21 protein-coding genes are annotated in these 17,941 nt (G+C 68.4%); 7 read left to right on the top strand and 14 right to left on the bottom strand.

The window, feature by feature from the left end; genetic code table 11:
- Both ACAM49_RS31275 and ACAM49_RS31270 read right to left on the bottom strand, forming a co-directional pair.
- A partial coding sequence (locus tag ACAM49_RS31275; protein WP_369639152.1) for a hypothetical protein occupies positions 1-264 on the bottom strand: 264 nt, incomplete at its 3' end.
- A gap of 171 nt (positions 265-435) precedes the next feature.
- Positions 436-1,458, bottom strand: a complete 1,023-nt coding sequence (locus ACAM49_RS31270) for an NAD(P)-dependent alcohol dehydrogenase (protein ID WP_369639151.1) — start codon at positions 1,456-1,458, stop codon at positions 436-438.
- A gap of 156 nt (positions 1,459-1,614) precedes the next feature.
- Between ACAM49_RS31270 and ACAM49_RS31265 the strand changes: the two genes are divergently transcribed.
- On the top strand, positions 1,615-2,415 hold the full coding sequence (locus tag ACAM49_RS31265; protein WP_369639150.1) for a helix-turn-helix domain-containing protein: 801 nt from the start codon (positions 1,615-1,617) through the stop codon (positions 2,413-2,415).
- On the opposite strand, the gene ACAM49_RS31260 is transcribed toward ACAM49_RS31265, so the two are convergent.
- Entirely contained in the window at positions 2,412-3,920 is a 1,509-nt protein-coding gene (locus ACAM49_RS31260) for an FAD-dependent monooxygenase (protein ID WP_369639149.1), read from the bottom strand. The genes ACAM49_RS31265 and ACAM49_RS31260 overlap by 4 nt on opposite strands.
- A gap of 118 nt (positions 3,921-4,038) precedes the next feature.
- Here ACAM49_RS31260 and ACAM49_RS31255 point away from each other — a divergent pair, with 118 nt between their 5' ends.
- Together ACAM49_RS31255 and ACAM49_RS31250 are read left to right on the top strand one after the other, a co-directional pair.
- Complete coding sequence (locus tag ACAM49_RS31255; protein WP_369639148.1) at positions 4,039-4,701, top strand: PadR family transcriptional regulator; 663 nt, start codon at positions 4,039-4,041, stop codon at positions 4,699-4,701.
- Positions 4,702-4,901: 200 nt separating this feature from the next.
- Positions 4,902-6,101 (top strand): FAD-dependent monooxygenase, encoded by a 1,200-nt coding sequence (locus tag ACAM49_RS31250; RefSeq protein ID WP_369639147.1) that lies wholly within the window; start codon positions 4,902-4,904, stop codon positions 6,099-6,101.
- A gap of 65 nt (positions 6,102-6,166) precedes the next feature.
- Here ACAM49_RS31250 and ACAM49_RS31245 read toward each other — a convergent pair whose 3' ends face one another.
- Together ACAM49_RS31245 and ACAM49_RS31240 are read right to left on the bottom strand one after the other, a co-directional pair.
- A complete protein-coding gene (locus tag ACAM49_RS31245; RefSeq protein WP_369639146.1) occupies positions 6,167-8,203 on the bottom strand; it encodes a DHA2 family efflux MFS transporter permease subunit in 2,037 nt (678 codons plus the stop codon).
- Positions 8,204-8,279: 76 nt separating this feature from the next.
- Positions 8,280-8,936 (bottom strand): TetR/AcrR family transcriptional regulator, encoded by a 657-nt coding sequence (locus tag ACAM49_RS31240; RefSeq protein WP_369639145.1) that lies wholly within the window; start codon positions 8,934-8,936, stop codon positions 8,280-8,282.
- 137 nt (positions 8,937-9,073) lie between these two features.
- Between ACAM49_RS31240 and ACAM49_RS31235 the strand changes: the two genes are divergently transcribed.
- Genes ACAM49_RS31235 through ACAM49_RS31225 form a run of 3 tightly spaced genes read left to right on the top strand, consistent with a single transcriptional unit; the run spans position 9,074 to position 10,864 of the window.
- Positions 9,074-9,949: an oxidoreductase gene (locus tag ACAM49_RS31235; RefSeq protein WP_369639144.1), complete on the top strand. Its 876-nt coding sequence runs from the start codon at positions 9,074-9,076 to the stop codon at positions 9,947-9,949.
- A 52-nt stretch (positions 9,950-10,001) separates the two neighbouring features.
- Positions 10,002-10,457: a transcriptional regulator gene (locus ACAM49_RS31230; RefSeq protein ID WP_369639143.1), complete on the top strand. Its 456-nt coding sequence runs from the start codon at positions 10,002-10,004 to the stop codon at positions 10,455-10,457.
- 50 nt (positions 10,458-10,507) lie between these two features.
- A complete protein-coding gene (locus tag ACAM49_RS31225) occupies positions 10,508-10,864 on the top strand; it encodes a DUF3817 domain-containing protein (RefSeq protein ID WP_369639154.1) in 357 nt (118 codons plus the stop codon).
- A gap of 54 nt (positions 10,865-10,918) precedes the next feature.
- Here ACAM49_RS31225 and ACAM49_RS31220 read toward each other — a convergent pair whose 3' ends face one another.
- Complete coding sequence (locus ACAM49_RS31220) at positions 10,919-11,539, bottom strand: TetR/AcrR family transcriptional regulator (protein ID WP_369639142.1); 621 nt, start codon at positions 11,537-11,539, stop codon at positions 10,919-10,921.
- Between the two features lie 37 nt (positions 11,540-11,576).
- Between ACAM49_RS31220 and ACAM49_RS31215 the strand changes: the two genes are divergently transcribed.
- Positions 11,577-12,263 (top strand): hypothetical protein, encoded by a 687-nt coding sequence (locus ACAM49_RS31215; RefSeq protein WP_369639141.1) that lies wholly within the window; start codon positions 11,577-11,579, stop codon positions 12,261-12,263.
- Between the two features lie 17 nt (positions 12,264-12,280).
- Here ACAM49_RS31215 and ACAM49_RS31210 read toward each other — a convergent pair whose 3' ends face one another.
- The 8 genes from ACAM49_RS31210 to ACAM49_RS31175 form a co-directional block, all read right to left on the bottom strand.
- Positions 12,281-12,886 (bottom strand): non-canonical purine NTP pyrophosphatase, encoded by a 606-nt coding sequence (locus tag ACAM49_RS31210; RefSeq protein WP_369639140.1) that lies wholly within the window; start codon positions 12,884-12,886, stop codon positions 12,281-12,283.
- Positions 12,883-13,653, bottom strand: coding sequence for a ribonuclease PH (gene rph / locus ACAM49_RS31205; protein WP_040805305.1), 771 nt, complete (start codon positions 13,651-13,653; stop codon positions 12,883-12,885). The genes ACAM49_RS31210 and rph overlap by 4 nt, the downstream gene beginning before the upstream one ends.
- 52 nt (positions 13,654-13,705) lie before the next feature.
- On the bottom strand, positions 13,706-14,470 hold the full coding sequence (locus tag ACAM49_RS31200; RefSeq protein WP_040805303.1) for a cyclic nucleotide-degrading phosphodiesterase: 765 nt from the start codon (positions 14,468-14,470) through the stop codon (positions 13,706-13,708).
- A gap of 75 nt (positions 14,471-14,545) precedes the next feature.
- Positions 14,546-15,253 carry a rhomboid family intramembrane serine protease gene (locus ACAM49_RS31195; RefSeq protein WP_369639139.1) on the bottom strand — a complete coding sequence of 236 codons (708 nt, stop codon included), beginning with the start codon at positions 15,251-15,253 and terminating at the stop codon, positions 14,546-14,548.
- A gap of 320 nt (positions 15,254-15,573) precedes the next feature.
- Positions 15,574-16,536: a PLP-dependent cysteine synthase family protein gene (locus ACAM49_RS31190; RefSeq protein WP_369639138.1), complete on the bottom strand. Its 963-nt coding sequence runs from the start codon at positions 16,534-16,536 to the stop codon at positions 15,574-15,576.
- Between the two features lie 2 nt (positions 16,537-16,538).
- The gene (locus ACAM49_RS31185; protein WP_369639137.1) at positions 16,539-16,817 is read right to left on the bottom strand and encodes a MoaD/ThiS family protein; all 279 of its coding nucleotides are present in this window, start codon (positions 16,815-16,817) and stop codon (positions 16,539-16,541) included.
- 32 nt (positions 16,818-16,849) lie between these two features.
- Positions 16,850-17,272: a Mov34/MPN/PAD-1 family protein gene (locus ACAM49_RS31180; RefSeq protein WP_369639153.1), complete on the bottom strand. Its 423-nt coding sequence runs from the start codon at positions 17,270-17,272 to the stop codon at positions 16,850-16,852.
- Positions 17,273-17,365: 93 nt separating this feature from the next.
- Positions 17,366-17,941, bottom strand: a 576-nt coding sequence (locus ACAM49_RS31175) for a P1 family peptidase (RefSeq protein ID WP_369639136.1), incomplete at its 5' end; no start/stop codon positions are given.

Below are 17,941 nucleotides of genomic sequence, written 5' to 3'. Positions count from 1 at the left end.
GGCCGGGGGCTTGGCATCGACGGGCCGGGTGGTGCTCGAGGAGGGGACGCGGGTCTCGTCCCCGCCGCCCGGGTTGACCAATCCGGCGCGCAGGCTGCCGCCGATCAGGGCGAACACCACGCCCACCGAGAGGACGACCAGCCCGAGGAACACCTTGGGCGACATCTCCCCCGGTGCGACCAGACCGGGGGTGCCGTCGGCGGACGGGGTGGCGGGCTGTTCCCGCACCACATCGGGTTTCTCACGAACCGCACCCACCGCCACCCGGGAACTCCTTCGAGTCGAAGTACACGCCCACGATCCGAAAAGCTTCTCCTTCAAGGACCGTACACAGGGTTGCCGGGTGGCTGAACCGGCTACACGGTAAGGAAATAGTTCCAGGTGGGTATCTATTCGTACCGATTGCCAATAAGTAGCCCGGTCGGGTTGACGACGTCACGGCAGGGTGATCACGACCTTGCCGAACGGGTCGCCCTCGATGAAGTACCGGTACGCCTCGACCGCCTGCTCGAACGGGTACACCCGGTCGATCACGGGCCGCACCCGGTGCTCGGCCAGCATGGTGTTCATGGCCTCGAAATCGGCGCGGCTCCCGACCGCGATGCGGCGGATCGACAGGAACTTGCCGCCGAACAGGCTGGGCGGCTGCGACTGCCCCGGCGCCGGAGCGAAGGCCCCGATCAGGGTCACCTGCGCGTTGTAGGCCGAGGCGGCAACGGATTTCGGCAGGGTGGGCATGCCGACCGCCTCCACCGCGTGCTGGACGCCCGCGCCGCCGGTGAGGTCGAGCACCGCGCGCTCCCAGTCCGGCACCTCGTTGCGATCGATCACCTCGTCGGCGCCCAGCTTGCGCAGCCGCTCGGCCTTCTCGGCCGAGGAGGTGATCGAAACGACCCGCGCGCCCAGCATTTTGGCGTGCTGCACCGCGGCCAGCGCCACCGTGCCGGTGCCGGTGGTCAGGACGGTCTCACCCGGTCCGGCGGGCACCGGCTTGGTGAGCGCGGCCCAGGCCACCAGGCTCGCGCAGGTCAGCGAGGCCGCCTCCGCGTCGGTGAGGAACTCGGGCACGTGGACCACCGAATCCTCCTCCAGCAGCACGTACGTGGCGAGCCAGCCGTCGTGGTTCGCGCCGTACTGCTGCGCGGAGACCGCCTGCAGCTGCGGTCCGTCGTTCCAGGCGAGGAAGTAGGTGCCGGCCACCCGGTCGCCGAGGGCCGCGCGGGTCACGCCGGCACCCGCGGCGACGACCTCGCCGACGCCGTCGACCAGCGGTACGACGCCGGGCGTGGCGGGCAGCACGTAGTTGCCGTCCATCAGCATGATGTCGCGGCGGTTGAGCGCGGTCGCCCGCACCTTCACCACGACCTGGTGCGGTCCGGGTTCCGGCATCGGCTGCTCCCGGGTGGTCAGGCCGTCGAGTCCGCGCTGCGGTTCCAGGTGGTAGGCAATGCCGTTCATGGTTGTCTCCGAAACTGTTCGAATCTCGTTGTCGAGAAGCGAGTCTGCGCGGTTCGATGGGCACCCGCGATTCCCTGTAGGGAATGATCACGAGGCCGAGCCCGTCATACCCTGCAGGGAATCGCGGCACGGTTCTCGCGTGCGCAGAGTGGAGGCATGACGATCATGGCGGTGGCGACGACGACCAACCCGTTCGCCCAGCAACTGCGCGAGTGGCGCACCCGGCGGCGGTTGAGCCAGCTCGACCTGGCCATTGCCGCCGAGACCAGCCAGCGGTACCTGAGCTTCCTCGAGCAGGGGCGTTCGCATCCGGGGCGGACCATGGTGGTGCGATTGGCCGAGGTGCTCGGGCTCTCGCTGCGCGAGCGCAACGGCCTGCTGCTGGCCGCCGGATACGCGCCGATCTTTCCCGAATCCTCCCTGGACGCACCGGAATTGGGTGCGGTGCGGTTCGCGCTGGACACCATCCTGCAGGGGCATCTCCCCTATCCGGCGGTGGTGACCCGGCCGTTCGGGGTGCTGGTGGCCGCCAATCCCGGCTTCGCGCTGCTGACCGAGGGGTGCGCGCCGGAACTGCTGGAGGCGCCGCTCAATGTGCTGCGGCTGGCCCTGCATCCGGACGGGCTGGGGCGACGGGTGCTGAACATGCCGGAGTGGGGCCGCCATGTCACCGACAGCCTGCGCAATCGGGCCGGGCGCAGTCCGGATCCGGCCCTCGACGACCTCATCGCCGAGCTGGAAGGCTATCTGCCGCCGGTGGATCCGGGCCCCGGCCACCTCGGCTTCGCGGTGCCGCTGCGGCTCACCTCGGAGGTGGGTGAACTGCGGCTGATCACCACCATCACCTCCTTCGCCACCGCCACCGACATCACGCTCTCGGAGCTGCACCTGGAGGCGTTCCTGCCCGCGGACCAGGCCACGGCGGACTACCTGCGCGGAAGATTCTCCCCCGCTTAGAGATTCACCGATCCCTCGGGCGCGTCCGGCCAGCGCGCGCCGATGTGGCCGTCGGGGCGGACCAGCAGGGCCCCGCGCGGGCCGACGCCGCACAGGTCCGCGTATTCGTCGGGCAGGTGCTCGAAGTGGATCGGAAGCGTTGTGGTGACCCGCTTCTCCCAGCCCGAGGGGTCCGGTGTGAGGACTGTGAACCACTCGCCGATCGCGTCGAGGCCCGAGCGGCCCGGCGTCAGCCAGGCATGCGGCAAGCGGGTGCCGGGCCGCCCGCTGGGGATGTAGGCGGTGGCGCTGTCCGGCGGCGGTGGGCTGCCGTCCGGTCGGACCGCCTCCGAGTCGTAGGCGACGCCCAGGATCAGCCCGATCTGGTCGAAGTACCTATCGGTCCAAGGCAGTTCGACGTCCGACTCCGCCTCACCGGACTCCCGGTGCGTGCGGCGTGCGGCCTGGGCGTGCCGGACCCGCTCGGCATTGTCCACCGCCTGCCGCAGCGTGCGATGGGCGACCGGAAGTCGTTCGGTCTCATAGGTTTCCAGCAGCCCTGATGTCGCCCACCCGCGCAGCACACCGGCGAGCTTCCAGCACAGGTTGTGCACGTCGGCCACGCCCACGTTCATGCCGAGACCGCCGAGGATCGGGACCGCGTGCGCGGCATCACCCGCCAGTAGCACCCGTCCCTGCCGAAACCGTTCGGCGACAAACGCGTTCATCACCCAGTGCTGAACCCGCAGAACTTCCACCGGTACATCGATACCCGGGCCGAAGGCCTGCAAGACGAGGGCGGCCCAGTCGAAGTCGGTGCCGTGTGGCGCCGGGCCGAACCAGGCCCAGCCGCCCTCCGGATACAGCGGCGTGAACGACCCGTGTGCGGTGAAGTAGACCCCGGCGGGCTGGTCGGCGCACCAGCGGCCGAGATCGGCGTCGAAGACCACGGTGGTGGTCTTCCCGATCGCGCCGGGACCGGTGGTGCCGATCCCCAACCGGTGCCGGACAGTCGAATTGGCGCCGTCGGCGGCGATCACATAGCGGGCGCGGACCTGTTCGCGCGCACCGCCGACGCGGGCGGCGAGCATGGCCACCACGTCCTCGGATTCCTCGACCAGATCCACGAGTTCGACGTCGAATCGCACCGGTGTGTCCGCGGCGGCCAGCAGCGTCGGTTCCAGCCGATCCTGCGAGGTGACCACACCGGTCTCGGGGCTCTCCGGTATCGGCGCGGCGACCCCGACCAGTGCCTCGGTGCCGAAGTCGCTGTCGCCCAGCGTCTCCCGGAAACGCACCCGGCCGAACTCCGGCCCGAAGGCCCGGCTCCGGATCGTCCCGGCCAGGCCCAGCTGCCGGAATATCTCCATCGACCGCACATTGACCAGCCGGGACCTCGGAAAGGGCGACAGCTCCCGGTGCCGCTCCACCAGCAGGGTCCGCACACCCCAGCGGTCCAGCAGGGCGCGGGCGGTGAGTCCTACCGGACCTCCCCCGACGATCAGTACCTCCACCCCGTCCACCATCCGAGTGTGCGACCGATGGCCAAAACCGTCAATGACGGTGGGTTATGTCGATCTTGCCTGAGTACTTGTGGCCGAATACTCGTAGACGTATATTCGTAGACGAGTAAGGAGGTGCCGAATGGCCCGCAAGCGCAAGGTCGCCAATCTGATGGGGTTGGCGGTGCTCTCCGCCCTGGCCGTGCAGCCCATGCACCGGTACGAGATCGCTGCCAGATTGCGGGCGTGGGGCAAGGACACCGATATGAGCATCAAGTGGGGCTCGCTCTACACCGTGGTGGACAACCTCACCAAGCACGGCTTCCTGGAGATCACCGGCAGCGAGCGCGACGGGGCGCGACCCGAGCGGACCATCTATCGGATCACCGATGCCGGGCGCGCCGAACTCACCGACTGGACAAGGGAACTCGTCTCCGAGCCGGAGGCCGAGAAGGGCCGGTTCCTGGCCGGACTGTCGGTGCTCGCGGTGCTGCCGCCCGACGAGGTCATCGACCTGCTCACCCAGCGAATCACCAAGCTGGACAAGACCATTGCCGAAGCCCGCGCCCAATTGGCCGCTCTGGAAGGCTCAGTGCCGCGCCTTTTCCTGGTCGAAGACGACTATGAGCTGACCATGCTGAGCGCGGAGGCCGATTGGGCTCGCGCCCTGCGCGATTCGCTGGCCGACGGCAGCTTTCCGGGTACGGAGAGCTGGCGCGCCTGGCATCGCGATGGCGTCATGCCCGCCGAGCTCGTCGAACTGGCGGAAGGGGGAGCGCCCGCGGCGGACACCGACCGGGGCTGATCACACACTCACACCATGAGCCGGGCCCCGACGGGGGTGCTGCAACACCACCGCCGAAGCCCGGGAACACACCGTCTCGAACCGCGTCCGTACAGGCGAACCCGGCACCGAGTTTGGCAACTACAGGATAACTGGGTTCTCCATACGCGCGCCGGTTCGGGGTTTTTCGAAAGCCTACGAACACCTCTTTGGAGAGAACCATGTCCATCAACTCCGCAATCGTCATCGGCGGCGGCATTTCCGGCCCCGTCACCGCCACCGCGCTGCACAAGGCGGGCATCGATGTCACCGTCTTCGAGGCCTATCCGGGTCCCGCCTACGGCATCGGCTCGAACCTGGCGCTCGCGCCCAATGGCGTCGCCGCCCTCGAGATCGTCGGGGCCGCCGACGCGGTGCGCGCCGCGGCCGTCCCCATTTCCAAGTCCTCGATGTCGGTGAACGGCAAGCGTTTCGACCTGCCCGGCCTCGAGAACGTCGAGCCGCTGCGGGCCATCGACCGTCCCGTCCTGCACGAGATCCTGCACGACGACGCGGTCGCCGCCGGTGTCCGCTTCGAGTACGACAAGCGGCTGGTCGAGGTCGAGGAGCACGCCGGCGGCGTGACCGCGATCTTCGCCGACGGCAGCAGCGCCACCGCCGATGTGCTCATCGGCGCGGACGGCATCCGGTCCACCGTGCGCACCCTGGTCGATCCGAAGGCCCCCGGGCCGACGTATCTGCGCATGCTCGGCCTGGGCGCGTACACCGAATGCGATATCGACCTGGAACCGGAGCAGATGGTCTTCGCCTTCGGCAAGCGGGCCTACTACCTGTACTGGGCCATGCCCGACGGCCGCATCGCGTGGGGCGCGAATCTGCCCAGCGAGCAGTACTACTCGCTGACCGAGGCCCGTTCCATCCCGGCCGAGGAGTGGCTGCGCCGGCTGCGCGAGGCGTACGCCGGGGAGGAGCCGGGCGAGCGACTGGCCCGCAACACCACCGCGGAGGAGCTGGCCGTGGTCGGGGCGCTGCACATCATGCCGTCGGTGCCGCACTGGTACCGGGGCCGCATAGTGCTCACCGGCGACGCCATCCACGCACCCAGCAACACCTCCGGGCAGGGCGCCTCGCTGGCCATCGAGAGCGGTATCGAGCTGGCCCGCTGCCTGCGCGATATCGATGATCCGGCACGGGCTTTCGCCACCTACGAGGCGCTGCGGCGGCCTCGGGTGGAGGGGGTCGCGGCCCGGGTCGCGCGGGTCAACCAGACCAAGGCGGCCGGGCCGATCGCCCGCAAGGCCATGCAGTTCGTGATGCCGATGATGCTCAAGCGCATGGATCCGGAGAAGATGCTCGGCGGCGAGCAGCGGTTCCGGATCGACTGGGAGGCCACGGTGCGACCGGCCAAGGTCGACGCCTGATCGCGAAATACGCTGTAGCACAACGCCCCGTCGCGCAACTCTCGCGACGGGGCGTTTGTGCCGGGTCAGCGGCCGACCGGCAGGGCGTCCGGTCGATCGGCCTCGTCCAGGAGTTTGGTGGCGATATTGTCGATGGCCTGGTCGAGCAGTTCGCGATCGGCGGGATCGGTGGAATCCCAATCGGTGAGCTGACTTTCGAGCCAGTGCTTCCAGGCCCCTCGCACCCGGTCGACCTCCTCGACGCCCTTGTCGGTCAGGTTCAGGACGTCGCCGTCGCGCCGGAGCAGCCCGTCACGCTCTGCCTTCTCGTATACCGGGCCGATCAATTCCGTCGGGATCCAATGGGTTCGGGCGATATCGTCCAGCGTCGCGGTGCCGCGCAGGCGGTTGTACATGCGCACCTGACCCAGCGCCCATGCCTCGTCGCGCCCAAGCGAACTGCCCGCCGCCGCAAGGATTCCCGGATCCGGCACGGCATTGTCCCGCAGCTTGCGCAGCACCCGCGCGATGCCGCGCTCCAGCTGCACCAGCCGGTCCGCGGAGTCCGGCATGGAGAACTGCTCCCCCACATCGGTGGCCTCGGCCCGCGCGCTGTCGCGCAGCTTCACCTGCTTCAGGAAGAACGCCACCACGAAGCCGAGCAGCGCCACCGGCACCACCCAGCGGAACACGAAATCGATGGAGTCCGCGTAGGCCTGCACGATCGGGGCCGATTGCTGCTTCGGCAGATTCCGCAGCAGTTCCGGGTTCTGCGCGACCTCCGGCGGCACCCGCGATTCGATCAGTGCCGCTTGCAGATTCGGGCGCAACTGATTCGTGTACAGGGTGCCGAACACCGTGGTGCCGAACGCGCTGCCGATGGTCCGGAAGAAGGTGACCCCGGAGGTCGCGGTGCCCAGATCCGAATACGGGACGCTGTTCTGCACGGCGATGGTCAGCACCTGCATGGCCAGACCGACGCCCAGGCCCAGGATCAGCATGTACAGCGACATGAGCCAGAAGCCGGTGCCCGGCCCCATGGTCGACATCAGGTACAGGCCCACCGCCATGATGGCGCAGCCCAGAATCGGGAAGATCTTGTAGTGCCCCGTCTTTCCGACGATATTGCCGGACAGGATGGAGGTGAAGAACAACCCCACCACCAGCGGCAGCGTGCGCACACCTGACGCGGTCGCCGAAACGCCTTCCACGTATTGCAGATACGCGGGCAGGTAGGTCATGGCGCCCAGCAACGCGAAACCGACGATGAAGCTCAGGATCGAGCACACCGTGAACACATTGCTGCGGAACAGATGCATGGGCAGCATCGGCTCCTGCGCCCGGAACTCGGCGAACACGAAGGTGACCAGCATGACCGCAGCGGCCGCGAACAGGCCGATGATCATGGACGAGCCCCACGCGTATTCCTGTCCGCCCCATTCCAATCCGAGGATCAGGCAGGTGACGCCGACTGCGACCAGTGCGATGCCGAGGTAGTCGATGATCGGCTTGACGACCGCCTTGGTCATCGGAATGGTGCGGGCCGCCAGCGCGATCATGACGATCGCGACGGGGACGTTCACGTAGAAGCACCAGCGCCAGCTCAGGTGGTCGGTGAACAGGCCGCCCAGCGTCGGCCCGATGACCGTGGTGATGCCGAAGACCGCGCCCAGCGCGCCCTGGTACTTGCCGCGCTCGCGCAGCGGGATGACATCGGCGATCAGGGCCATGGAGGTGACCATGAGCCCGCCCGCGCCCAGGCCCTGGATGGCCCGCGCGAAGATCAGCAGCGTCATGCCCTGCGAGAGCCCGGCGATCATCGAGCCGATGATGAAGACGGCGCCGCTGAGCTGGAACACCAGCTTGCGGCCGAACAGGTCGCCGAACTTGCCGGACAGCGCGGTCGCGATGGCCTCGGCCACCAGATACGAGGTGACCACCCAGGCCATGTGCCCGGCCCCGCCCAGGTCCGCCACGATGGTCGGCAGCGCGGTGGAGACGATGGTGGAATCGAGCGCGGACATGAGCATGCCCAGGGCGACGGTTCCGAAGATGATGTTTCTGCGCGCCTTGCTCAAAGGCTGTGGCGCGGCGGGCTCGGCGGTGACGCTGGCACCGGTCATCGGCCCAGTATGTGGCGCTCACCAGCGATGATCCGGCAACGACACGGCAAACCGGGCAATCCGGCAGGGCGGCCGATCAGTTCGACCGGATGGTGTACTCGCCGAGCGCCGGTTCCAAGGTGTCGAAGGCGGCGGCGACCCGCTCGGTCAGCGCGGCCGCGATGGCCTCGTTCGACTCCCCCTCGACCGTGCGGCGCAACACCTCCTCGAACAGCACCCGGTGCACGCCGCCCAGCAGCGCGGCCGCCACGCGGGCCGTGAAATCGTCTGCGGGAGCGCCGGTTTCCTCGGCCAGCACCTCGGCAAGCAGGCGCTCGCGGTCCTCGTGAAATTCCCGCAGCCGCGCGACCAGGGCCGGACTTCCGGTGAGCAGCGCGGCGAAATCCGGCCCCGAGAACCCCGCCAGCACCGCATCCTTCTCGACCACCGCGGCCAGAAACGCCCGCCGCAGCGCGGCCAGGGCCGACTCGCCCGGTCGCCGCCCGCGCACCGTGTCCGCCGGGCCCGCGACGAAGGCGTCGTGAATATCCAGCACCAGGTCTTCCTTGCGCGGGAAGTAGTTCGTCACCGTCATCTTGGCGACCTCCGCGGCCTCCGCGATCTCGGCGATGGTGACGGTGTCGTACCCGCGTTCCATGAACAGCCTGGTCGCGGTGTTCGAGATGTTCTGCCTGGTCTGCAGCTTCTTGCGCTCGCGCAGGCCCAGTGGCGCGCCGGTCGGCGAGGATGTCATAAATCATTATCAGCATCTTTTTATGACTGTCACAAGTTTCTGGCCGCGACTCCGGGCTATCGCCACTCCGGTCTATCGCCGGAACTTACTCTGAAGTAAGGTCGAACAAACGACTCGAATTGTGAGGTCAGACAGCCATGGCATGGAAGCCCAGCGAAATCTCGGACCAGTCCGGACGCACCTTCGTGATCACCGGCGCCAATGGCGGGCTCGGCGAGCAGACCACCAAGGTGCTCGCGGGCAAGGGCGCGACCGTCATCATGGCCTGCCGCAATGCCGCCAAGGCGCAGCAGGTGGCCGACCGCATCGACGGCGATGTGCGGGTGGCGACACTGGATCTGGCCGATCTCGCCTCGGTGCGGAAGTTCGCCGACAGCCAGGGCGAATTCGACGTGCTCATCAATAACGCGGGGCTGATGAACATTCCCTTCTCGCGCACCAAGGACGGGTTCGAAACCCAGTGGGGCGTCAACCATCTCGGCCACTTCGCGCTGACCGGGCTGCTGCTGGACCGGGTTCGCGATCGGGTGGTCACGCTGGCCTCCATCGCCCACAAGCAGACCCCCAAGCTGTGGATCGACGACCTCAACTACGAGAACCGCCGCTACCAGCGCAATCTCGCCTACGCCCAGGCCAAGCTGTCGAACCTGATGTTCGCCCGCGAACTCCAGCACCGGCTCGAGGCTGCCGGATCGCCCAAGCGCTCCTACGCCGTGCACCCGGGTGTCTCGGCGACCGACCTGTTCACCCAGACCGAAACCCTCCTCGACAAGGTCTCCAAGCCGTTCATCCGGATCGTGGGCCAGTCGCCGTTCCACGCGGCCTACTCCTCGCTGTTCGCGGCCACCAAGGCCGATGCCGACCCGAACGTCTACTGGGGTCCGACCCGCTGGTTCGGAAGCCAGGGACCGGTCGAGGCATCGCCGTCCAGCAAGATTTCGCAGGACCGCGATCTGCAGCGTCGGCTGTGGGAAGAGTCCGAGCGTTTGACCGGGGTCACATACAAGTTCTGATCTGCAGACCTGCCTACTACGGGACCCGTAGTAGGCAGGTACCGTGGAGGTCGTGTCCGCTCCCCATCGCCGTCCGGCCCTGATCGTGTTCGTGGTCGTGGCATTTCTGGCGTGCCTGGGGCTGGGCTATTGGCAGTGGACTCGATTCGAATCCGGTGGCGGCACGTACCAGAATCTCGGCTACGCGCTGCAGTGGCCGTTGTTCGCGGGATTCGTGGTGTGGGCTTACATCCGGTTCGTGCGCTTGGAGAAGGAAGCCAAGCGCGAAGACGCACCCGAAGTCGAGTCCATTCCGGCCGACGCCCCCGTTCCCCGGCCGCGCCGGCCGAAAGCGGCGGCGCCGCGCGAGATTCCGGCGGGCATCCTGCCGGAGCGCCCGACGGCGGCCAAGGACGATGATCCCGAGCTCGCCGAATACAACAGGTACCTGGCCGATCTGCACGCCCGCGATATGGACGAGAAGGTCCGTGCGGCCGGGCTGCACCACCCCGAGAGGAGCGCCGGTTGAGCACCAGCGACAACTCCGCGAAAACACCGGTCGCCGATGAGACGACCACGCTGGCTCCCCGCCCGCTCGGCGCAGCCACGCCGGAGAAGATCCGCGGCGCGCTGATCCGCTACCGCGCGCTGGCCTACATCACCGGTGTCTGGCTGCTGGTGCTGTGCGGCGAGATGATCTACAAGTACCTGCTGCTGGACGATTCCAGCACCGCCCCGCACTGGCTGTTCTACATCGGCCAGGTGCACGGCATCTTCTACATGATCTACTTGGTCTTCACCATCGACCTGGGCATCAAGGCGCGCTGGAAGCCCGCGACCACGGCGCTGACCTGCCTGGCGGGCACGATTCCGTTCCTGTCGTTCGTCTTCGAGCACAACCGCACTCGCGAGGTGAAGGCCGCGTTCGCTCTCTGAGCGAATCGGCTTTGGGCACAAGGGGTTCGAGGTGTCATACCTCGGACCCCTTTCTCATGCCAGCAGTTCGCGGGTGAGGGCCTCGGTCCACCATTGCTGCACGCGGTCCGGTGACCAGCCACGTTCTACTGTGAGAGTGGCGTAGGTGTCGATATTGCACAGGGCCGCACAGAGATCCACCGCCGTGGCGACGTCCAGGCCCGGCCGGAGCGTGCCGTGCGGCCAGGACTCGAAGATTTCGCGCCGGGATCGGTCGCCTCGCGATCGGCCCTCGAGATAGGCCGCGGCGAGTTCGGGTTCGGTGCGCCCGGCCTCCCGGACCAGGGCGATGACATCCCCGGCGCGCTCGAACAGGCGGCGGTCGTAGGCGGTGAAGGCGGCCAGCTGACGGGCGGGATCGCCTGCGGCGGAATCCAATTCGGCGATCAGCGCGGGCACGTCGGCGGACAGGTCGGCGGCATCGATCAGGGCGCGGGTGAGGCCGGTCTTGTTGCCGTAGGCCGCGTAGACGGTCGGGGCCGAGACGCCCGCCGCGCGGGCGACATCACGCACGGTGGTGGCGGCCCAGCCGTGCGCCACGAACAGCTCGCGGGCGGCACGGCTGATGGCCGCGCCGGTCTCCTGGGCCTGCGCGGTCCGGCGTAGCGAGTCGTAGCGGCGGCGCTCCTGATTCATCGTTCCCCTTTGGGTTTACACAGCTTATATTGAATATGTGGCCAGTAAAGCTTCGAACCTCGCGAGCTGGGATTTCAGCCGCATCGGCGGGGTCGCCGCGCTCGGATTCGTCCTCGTCATCCTCGGCAGCAACGGCGTCCTGGTGGTTTCGGGCATGCCCCAGCCGGGCACCGATATCGCCGACAGCAGCACATACTTCAGCAACCACGCCGGAATCGCGGAGTTCGCCTGGGCCTGCGCGCCGGTGGCCTTCGTCTGCGTGACCCTCTTCGGCGCGAGCGTCGCCGCGCTGCTACGTGAACACGAGCGGGCCGACGGCACCGGCTGGTCGCTGGTCGGGCTGGCCGGATTGATCATGCAGACCGTCACCTTCGCGGCGATCACCGCGATCCGCTTCACGCTCACCGCGATTCCGGACCGGGGCTCCGCCGTCGCGGGCGGGCTCTGGACCCTGCACAATGCCCTGTTCATCGGGAACGGCGTCTTCCTGGCCCTGGCCATGCTCGGGCTGTCGGTCGGCGGCCTACGCGCGGGGATACTGCGGAAGTGGCACGCGAATCTCGGGTTCACTTCCGCCGCAATACTTTTCGCATGGACGCTGCTCGCTCCACTGCAACTCGACCAGCGCAGCCCGCTGGGCCTGATCGGATTGGTCGGCTGGCTGCTGTGGGTGGTCTGGGTCGCCACGTATGGCGTCACCCTGATTCGCCCCGCGCGCCGCTAGGGCACGCGGGGACGAAATCACTTGGCGGCCAGGGCCGCCAGGGCCGGGAGCAGTTGGCGCAGGGCGCGGCCGCGATGCGAGGCGGCATCCTTCTCGGCCGGGGTGAGCTGGGCCGAGGAGATGTCGCCGCCGTCGGGGAAGAACAGCGGGTCGTAGCCGAAACCGCCGTCGCCCACCGGCTTCCGGCCGATGACGCCGGGCCATTCGCCGCGGACGATCTCCTCGACGCCGTCGGCCACCAGGGCGCAGGCGGAGACGAAGCGGGCGCCGCGGCGCTCGTCGGGGACGTCGCCGAGCTGGGCCAGCAGCAGGGTGTTGTTGGCCTCGTCATTGCCGTGTGCACCGGACCAGCGGGCCGACAGGACGCCGGGCATGCCGTTGAGGGCGTCCACCTCCAGGCCGGAATCGTCTGCGACACAGGGGATTCCGGTGGCGGCGAAACCGTCGCGGGCCTTGGCGAGGGCATTGCCCTCGAAGGTGGCGGCGGTCTCGGGGGCCTCGGGGTATTCCGGGACGTCGTCGAGGCCGACGATCTCGATGCCCTCGACACCCGCCTCGTCCAGGATGCGGCGCAGTTCGTTCAGCTTCTTGGCATTGCGGCTGGCGACCAGGACGCGGGTCATCGCTTCTTGGACTCCTCCGGCTCGGGCAGCACGCCCGGGTACGGCAGCGCCAGCGCCTCCTTCTGCACCACGAACAGCTGCTCACAGCCCGCGAGCGCGGAGTCGAGCAGCTTGTCGAGGGTGGAGCGGGGGAACGTCGCGCCCTCGCCGGTGCCCTGGATCTCGACCAGGGTGCCGGTGTCGGTGGCGACCACGTTCATGTCGACCTCGGCGCGCGAATCCTCCTCGTACGGGAGGTCCAGGCGCACCCGGCCGTCGACGACGCCGACGCTCACCGCGGCGATGGCGCAGGAGATCGGTTGCGGGTCGGCCAGTTTCCCGGCCGCGCCCAGGTAGGTGATGGCGTCCGAGAGCGCCACGTACGCGCCGGTGATGGCGGCGGTGCGGGTGCCGCCGTCGGCCTGCAGCACGTCGCAGTCCAGGGCGATGGTGTTCTCGCCGATGGCGGCCAGGTCGATGCAGGCGCGCAGGGATCGGCCGATCAGCCGGGAGATCTCCTGGGTGCGGCCACCGACCTTGCCCTTCACCGACTCTCGGCCCGAGCGGGTGTGGGTGGCGGCGGGCAGCATGGCGTATTCGGCCGTCAGCCAGCCCAATCCGGAATCCCGGCGCCACGGCGGCACCCCGTCGGTGACGCTCGCGGTGCACATCACCCGCGTCCCACCGAACTCCACCAGCACCGAACCCGCGGGATGCGAGGTGAAACCCCGGGTGATCTTCACGTCGCGGAGTTCGTCATCCGCCCTGCCATCGGCTCGTTTCGACACGACGCACAGCCTAACGGCCAGTCACCTGGCCGTGTCCGCGGCCCGCAGAAGCTCAGATGTCGAAAACCTCACCCGGGGAGACCGCGTGGACCGGGCCGCTGAAGACGGCCTTGGCCTCGGCGATGACGTCTTCGCGGGAAGTCCACGGGGGGATGTGGGTGAGGAGCAGCTCTTTGACGCCCGCGCGGGCGGCGACCAGGCCCGCCTCGTGGCCGGAGAGGTGGATGCCCGGCGGGCGGTTGGCCGGGTCGTGGGTCCAGGAGGCCTCGGAGAGGAGAACGTCTGCGCCGCTGGCCAACTCGAAGACCTCGTCGCACAGCGCGGTGTCGCCGGTGTAGACCAGGGTGCGGCCGGCGGCGGTGGTGATGCGCAGGCCGTAGGACTCCGGCGGGTGGTACATGCGGCGCGCCTCGATGGTGTGGCCGGGGCCGAAGGAGATCGGCGTCTCGGTCTGCCAGACGCGCATGTCGATGACGTCGGACCAGTCGTCGGTCTCGCCGCCGATCTCGGCGGAGGCGTTGCCGATGCGCAGCGAGGTGTCGGTCGGGCCGTAGACGATGGCCTTACCCGTCGGCGGATTCGGGTGGTACCGCCGCCACACCAGCAGGCCCGGCAAATCCAGGCAGTGGTCGGCGTGCAGGTGGGTCAGGAAGATGTCGACCTCACCCGGATCCAGGTGGCGCTGCAGCGCACCGAGGACCCCGGGACCGAAATCGATGACTGTCGGTGTCATATCCGGGCCGGTCAACAGGTAACCCGACGCCGGGGAATCCGGGCCGGACACACTGCCCGAGCACCCGATCACGGTGAGGCGCATTCCCCCATGCTGCCACGCTGCATTCTCACTCAAAGGAGGGATCCCCCAAATCGCCGACCGCGTCCAGCGTCACCCCTACGACGCGAGACGGCCGGCGTCAGCCCCGCGACGATGACGACGTTCATTCCCAGAGAGTACCCACCCGGCAACCACTCCACCTATCGCCCCGAAAAGATGTCCTTGCCAAGAGATTTGCGGGTTGCCGGGCAGGACGCCCCACAGAATCGAGCCGTAGAGCACCAGTACCGCCAGCCCGACCGCGATCTGCAACACATTCCGGGAGAACCAGCCCCAGCAGATCAGATAGGTGAGCCAGCCGAACACCAGGACCGAGGCGCCGACCGAAACACTGTGCGGCGGTGCGGTCAGCCACTGCCCCAACCCCGCGATCACCCAGATGATGGCCGTCGCGATGAGCCCCCGCCCGATCCCGGTCAGCAGCGTGAGCAGCCCGAGCACCAGCACCGGCAAGGTGTTCCCGAACAGATGCGCCCAATTGGCATGCAGCACTGGCGCGAACAGAATCCCGACCAGCCCCTCCTCGCTGCGCGGCCGCACCCCGGCATTGTCGAGCTCCCCGTTGGTGACGCTATTGACCCCCTCCACCCCGTACAGCAACGCGGTGAATCCCAACGTCAACGCAATGGCCCGCTGCCACAGCAACTTCAGAGCAGCCGAGCTGCTCGCCGCGACGCCGCCCGCCGCCGGTTTCGCCAACTGCCCACGCAGCCGCGCGATCCGATCCGGATCGAACGACGACCCCAGCCCACTACCGCCGCTCATAGCAAGACCTCCTAGGCCATCCTGCCCCCGAGCCTACCGCCGCCTCCGGCCCCGCCGCCTCGGGGAATTCCCCGAGGCGTGGCATCGGATGGGCTGCCCGACGGCTCGGTCCGGAGCGCACGCGAGGTTCGGTGCGGCGGCGCGTCACATCCACCGCCGCAACAACGGCCGACCCGCTCGGCGCGAAGTCATCGGGGTTGTGCCCCACACCCGGCGGATCCGTTCCGGTGACCGCACGCGGCCGACGGCTCCGTCCGGCCACAAAATTGCCGCGCCCGCTGCGCATTCGCAGCGGGCGCGGGATCACTTGTCTTCGCTGGTCAGGCCCAGAGTTGGCCGTCGAGTTTCTCTTCGGCCTCTTCGAGGGTGCCGTCGTAGGCGCCGGTGGAGAGGTATTTCCAGCCGCCGTCGGCGACGACGAAGGCGATATCGGCGCGCTGCCCGGCCTTCTGGGCCTTGCGGGCGACGCCGAGGGCGGCGTGCAGGATCGCGCCGGTGGAGATGCCGGCGAAAATGCCCTCTTCGGAGACCAATTCGCGGGTGCGGCGGACGGCGTCGTAGGGGCCGACGGAGAAGCGGGAGGTGAGGACGGACTCGTCGTAGAGTTCGGGGACGAAGCCCTCGTCGAGGTTGCGCAGGCCGTAGACGAGTTCGCCGTAGCGGGGTTCGGCGGCGACGATGTCGATGGCCGGGACCTTTTCGCGCAGGAAGCGGCCGGTGCCCATGAGGGTGCCGGTGGTGCCGAGGCCCGCGACGAAATGGGTGATCTCGGGCAGGTCGGCGAGGATCTCGGGACCGGTGGTCTCGTAGTGCGCCAGCGCGTTGGCCGGATTGCCGTACTGGTAGAGCATCACCCAGTCCGGATGTTCGGCGGCGATCTGCTTGGCCAGCGCCACGGCCTGATTGGAGCCGCCCGCCGCCGGGGAGTCGATGATCTCCGCGCCGAACATGGTCAGCAGCTGCCGCCGCTCCACCGACGTGTTCTCCGGCATCACGCAGATCAGCTTGTAGCCCTTGAGCTTGGCCGCCATCGCCAGCGAGATGCCGGTATTGCCGCTGGTCGGCTCGATGATGGTGTCCCCGGGCCGGATCCGCCCCTCGGCCTCGGCCTGCTCGATCATGCGCAGCGCCGGACGGTCCTTGATGGAACCGGTCGGGTTGCGGTCCTCGAGCTTGGCCCACAGCCGGACGTGATCGTCGCCGTCCCATTGCGGGGACAGATTCTTCAGCCCGACCAGCGGGGTGTTGCCCAGCGTCGCGATCAGCGACTCATAGCGCGCCACGGCTAGCGCGAACCACCGGCGACCGCCGGGAGGATCGTGACGGTGCCGCCGTCGGTCACCTCGGCCTCGAGGCCGCCGCTGAATCGCACATCCTCGTCGTCGATGTAGATGTTGACGTAGCGGTTGAGCTTGCCGTCCTTGAGCAGCTTCGCCTCCAGGCCCGGGTAATTGGCCTCCAGGTCGGCGATGACCGCGGCCAGGGTCGCGCCCTCGGCCTGAACTCGCTTCTGGTCCTTGGTGATCGGACGCATGATGGTCGGGATGGACACGGTGACCGACATGGGTGGGGACTCCTTGTGTATTTCGTTCGGGCTCAGGCGGTTTGGTAGGCGGCGACGATCTCGACGGGCTCCTCGGTGACCACGCCCTCGAGGATCCGGTAGCTGCGCAGTTCGTGCTGCTCCGCATCGCGGGTGGACACCAGCACGTAGTGGGCATTGGGCTCGGACGCGAAGGAGATGTCGGTGCGGCTCGGGTAGGCCTCGGTCGCGGTGTGCGAGTGGTAGATGACCACCGGCTCCTCGTCGGCGGCGTCCATCTCCCGCCACAGCCGCAGCTGCTCACCCGAGTCGAACTCGTAGAAGGTGGGCGAGCGCGCGGCATTGATCATGGGAATGAAGCGCTCGGGACGGTCGGAGCCCTCGGGACCGGCGATGACACCGCACGCCTCGTCGGGGTGGTCGGCGCGCGCGTGCGCGACCATCGCCTCCACGAGGTCTGCCCTGATCACCAGCACGGTCGCATCCTTCCGCTCACGACGACCCCGGCCGAACGGCCGAAACGCTGTCGTCAACAGGTGAGAATATGCGGCTATTCCCGGTGAAAGCGGTCACACCCCTGGCGGGGCGCCGAACAGGTCACGGTAGGCGGGGATGCCCGCCACCGAGGTCGCCGACAGGATCGCGTCCACGATGGCCCGCTCCACACAGACCGCGGCGGCCGTGCAGAGCTGGTCGAGGATCAGCAGATCCGGCGGAAAGGCCGGGGGCAGAGGGAAATTCGGCTGCTGCTCGGCGGTGCCGGTGGCCAGCGCGAAGAGGGTGTCGCCGTCCAGCGGGGAATGCGCGGGCCGGATGGCGCGGGCCAGACCGTCGTGGGCGGTGGCCGCGAGCCGCTTGCAGGCGGCCTTGTCCAACGCCGCGTCGGTGGCGACCACGCCGATGGTCGTGTTGAGGACGGTGCCCTTGACGGCCAGCGCATTCGCGGCCGCCAGCTGTTCGGCATCGGCCGGAGCGAGCCCGAAGTACTCGGGGCCATCGGTGCCCGCGCCCCACGGCAAACCCGTGCGCGGATCGAACACCGAGCCAACGGGATTGGCGACGATGACCGCGCCGACGGTGATTCCGGCGGCCGGTCCGTCGGTGAAACGCACACTGGCCGTGCCGATCCCGCCCTTGAGCGACCC

The organism is Nocardia sp. JMUB6875, assembly GCF_041154655.1.
GTDB lineage: Bacteria > Actinomycetota > Actinomycetes > Mycobacteriales > Mycobacteriaceae > Nocardia.
Note: the sequence above shows the minus strand (reverse complement) of the source record. Positions and strands in the feature narration are given on the sequence as shown.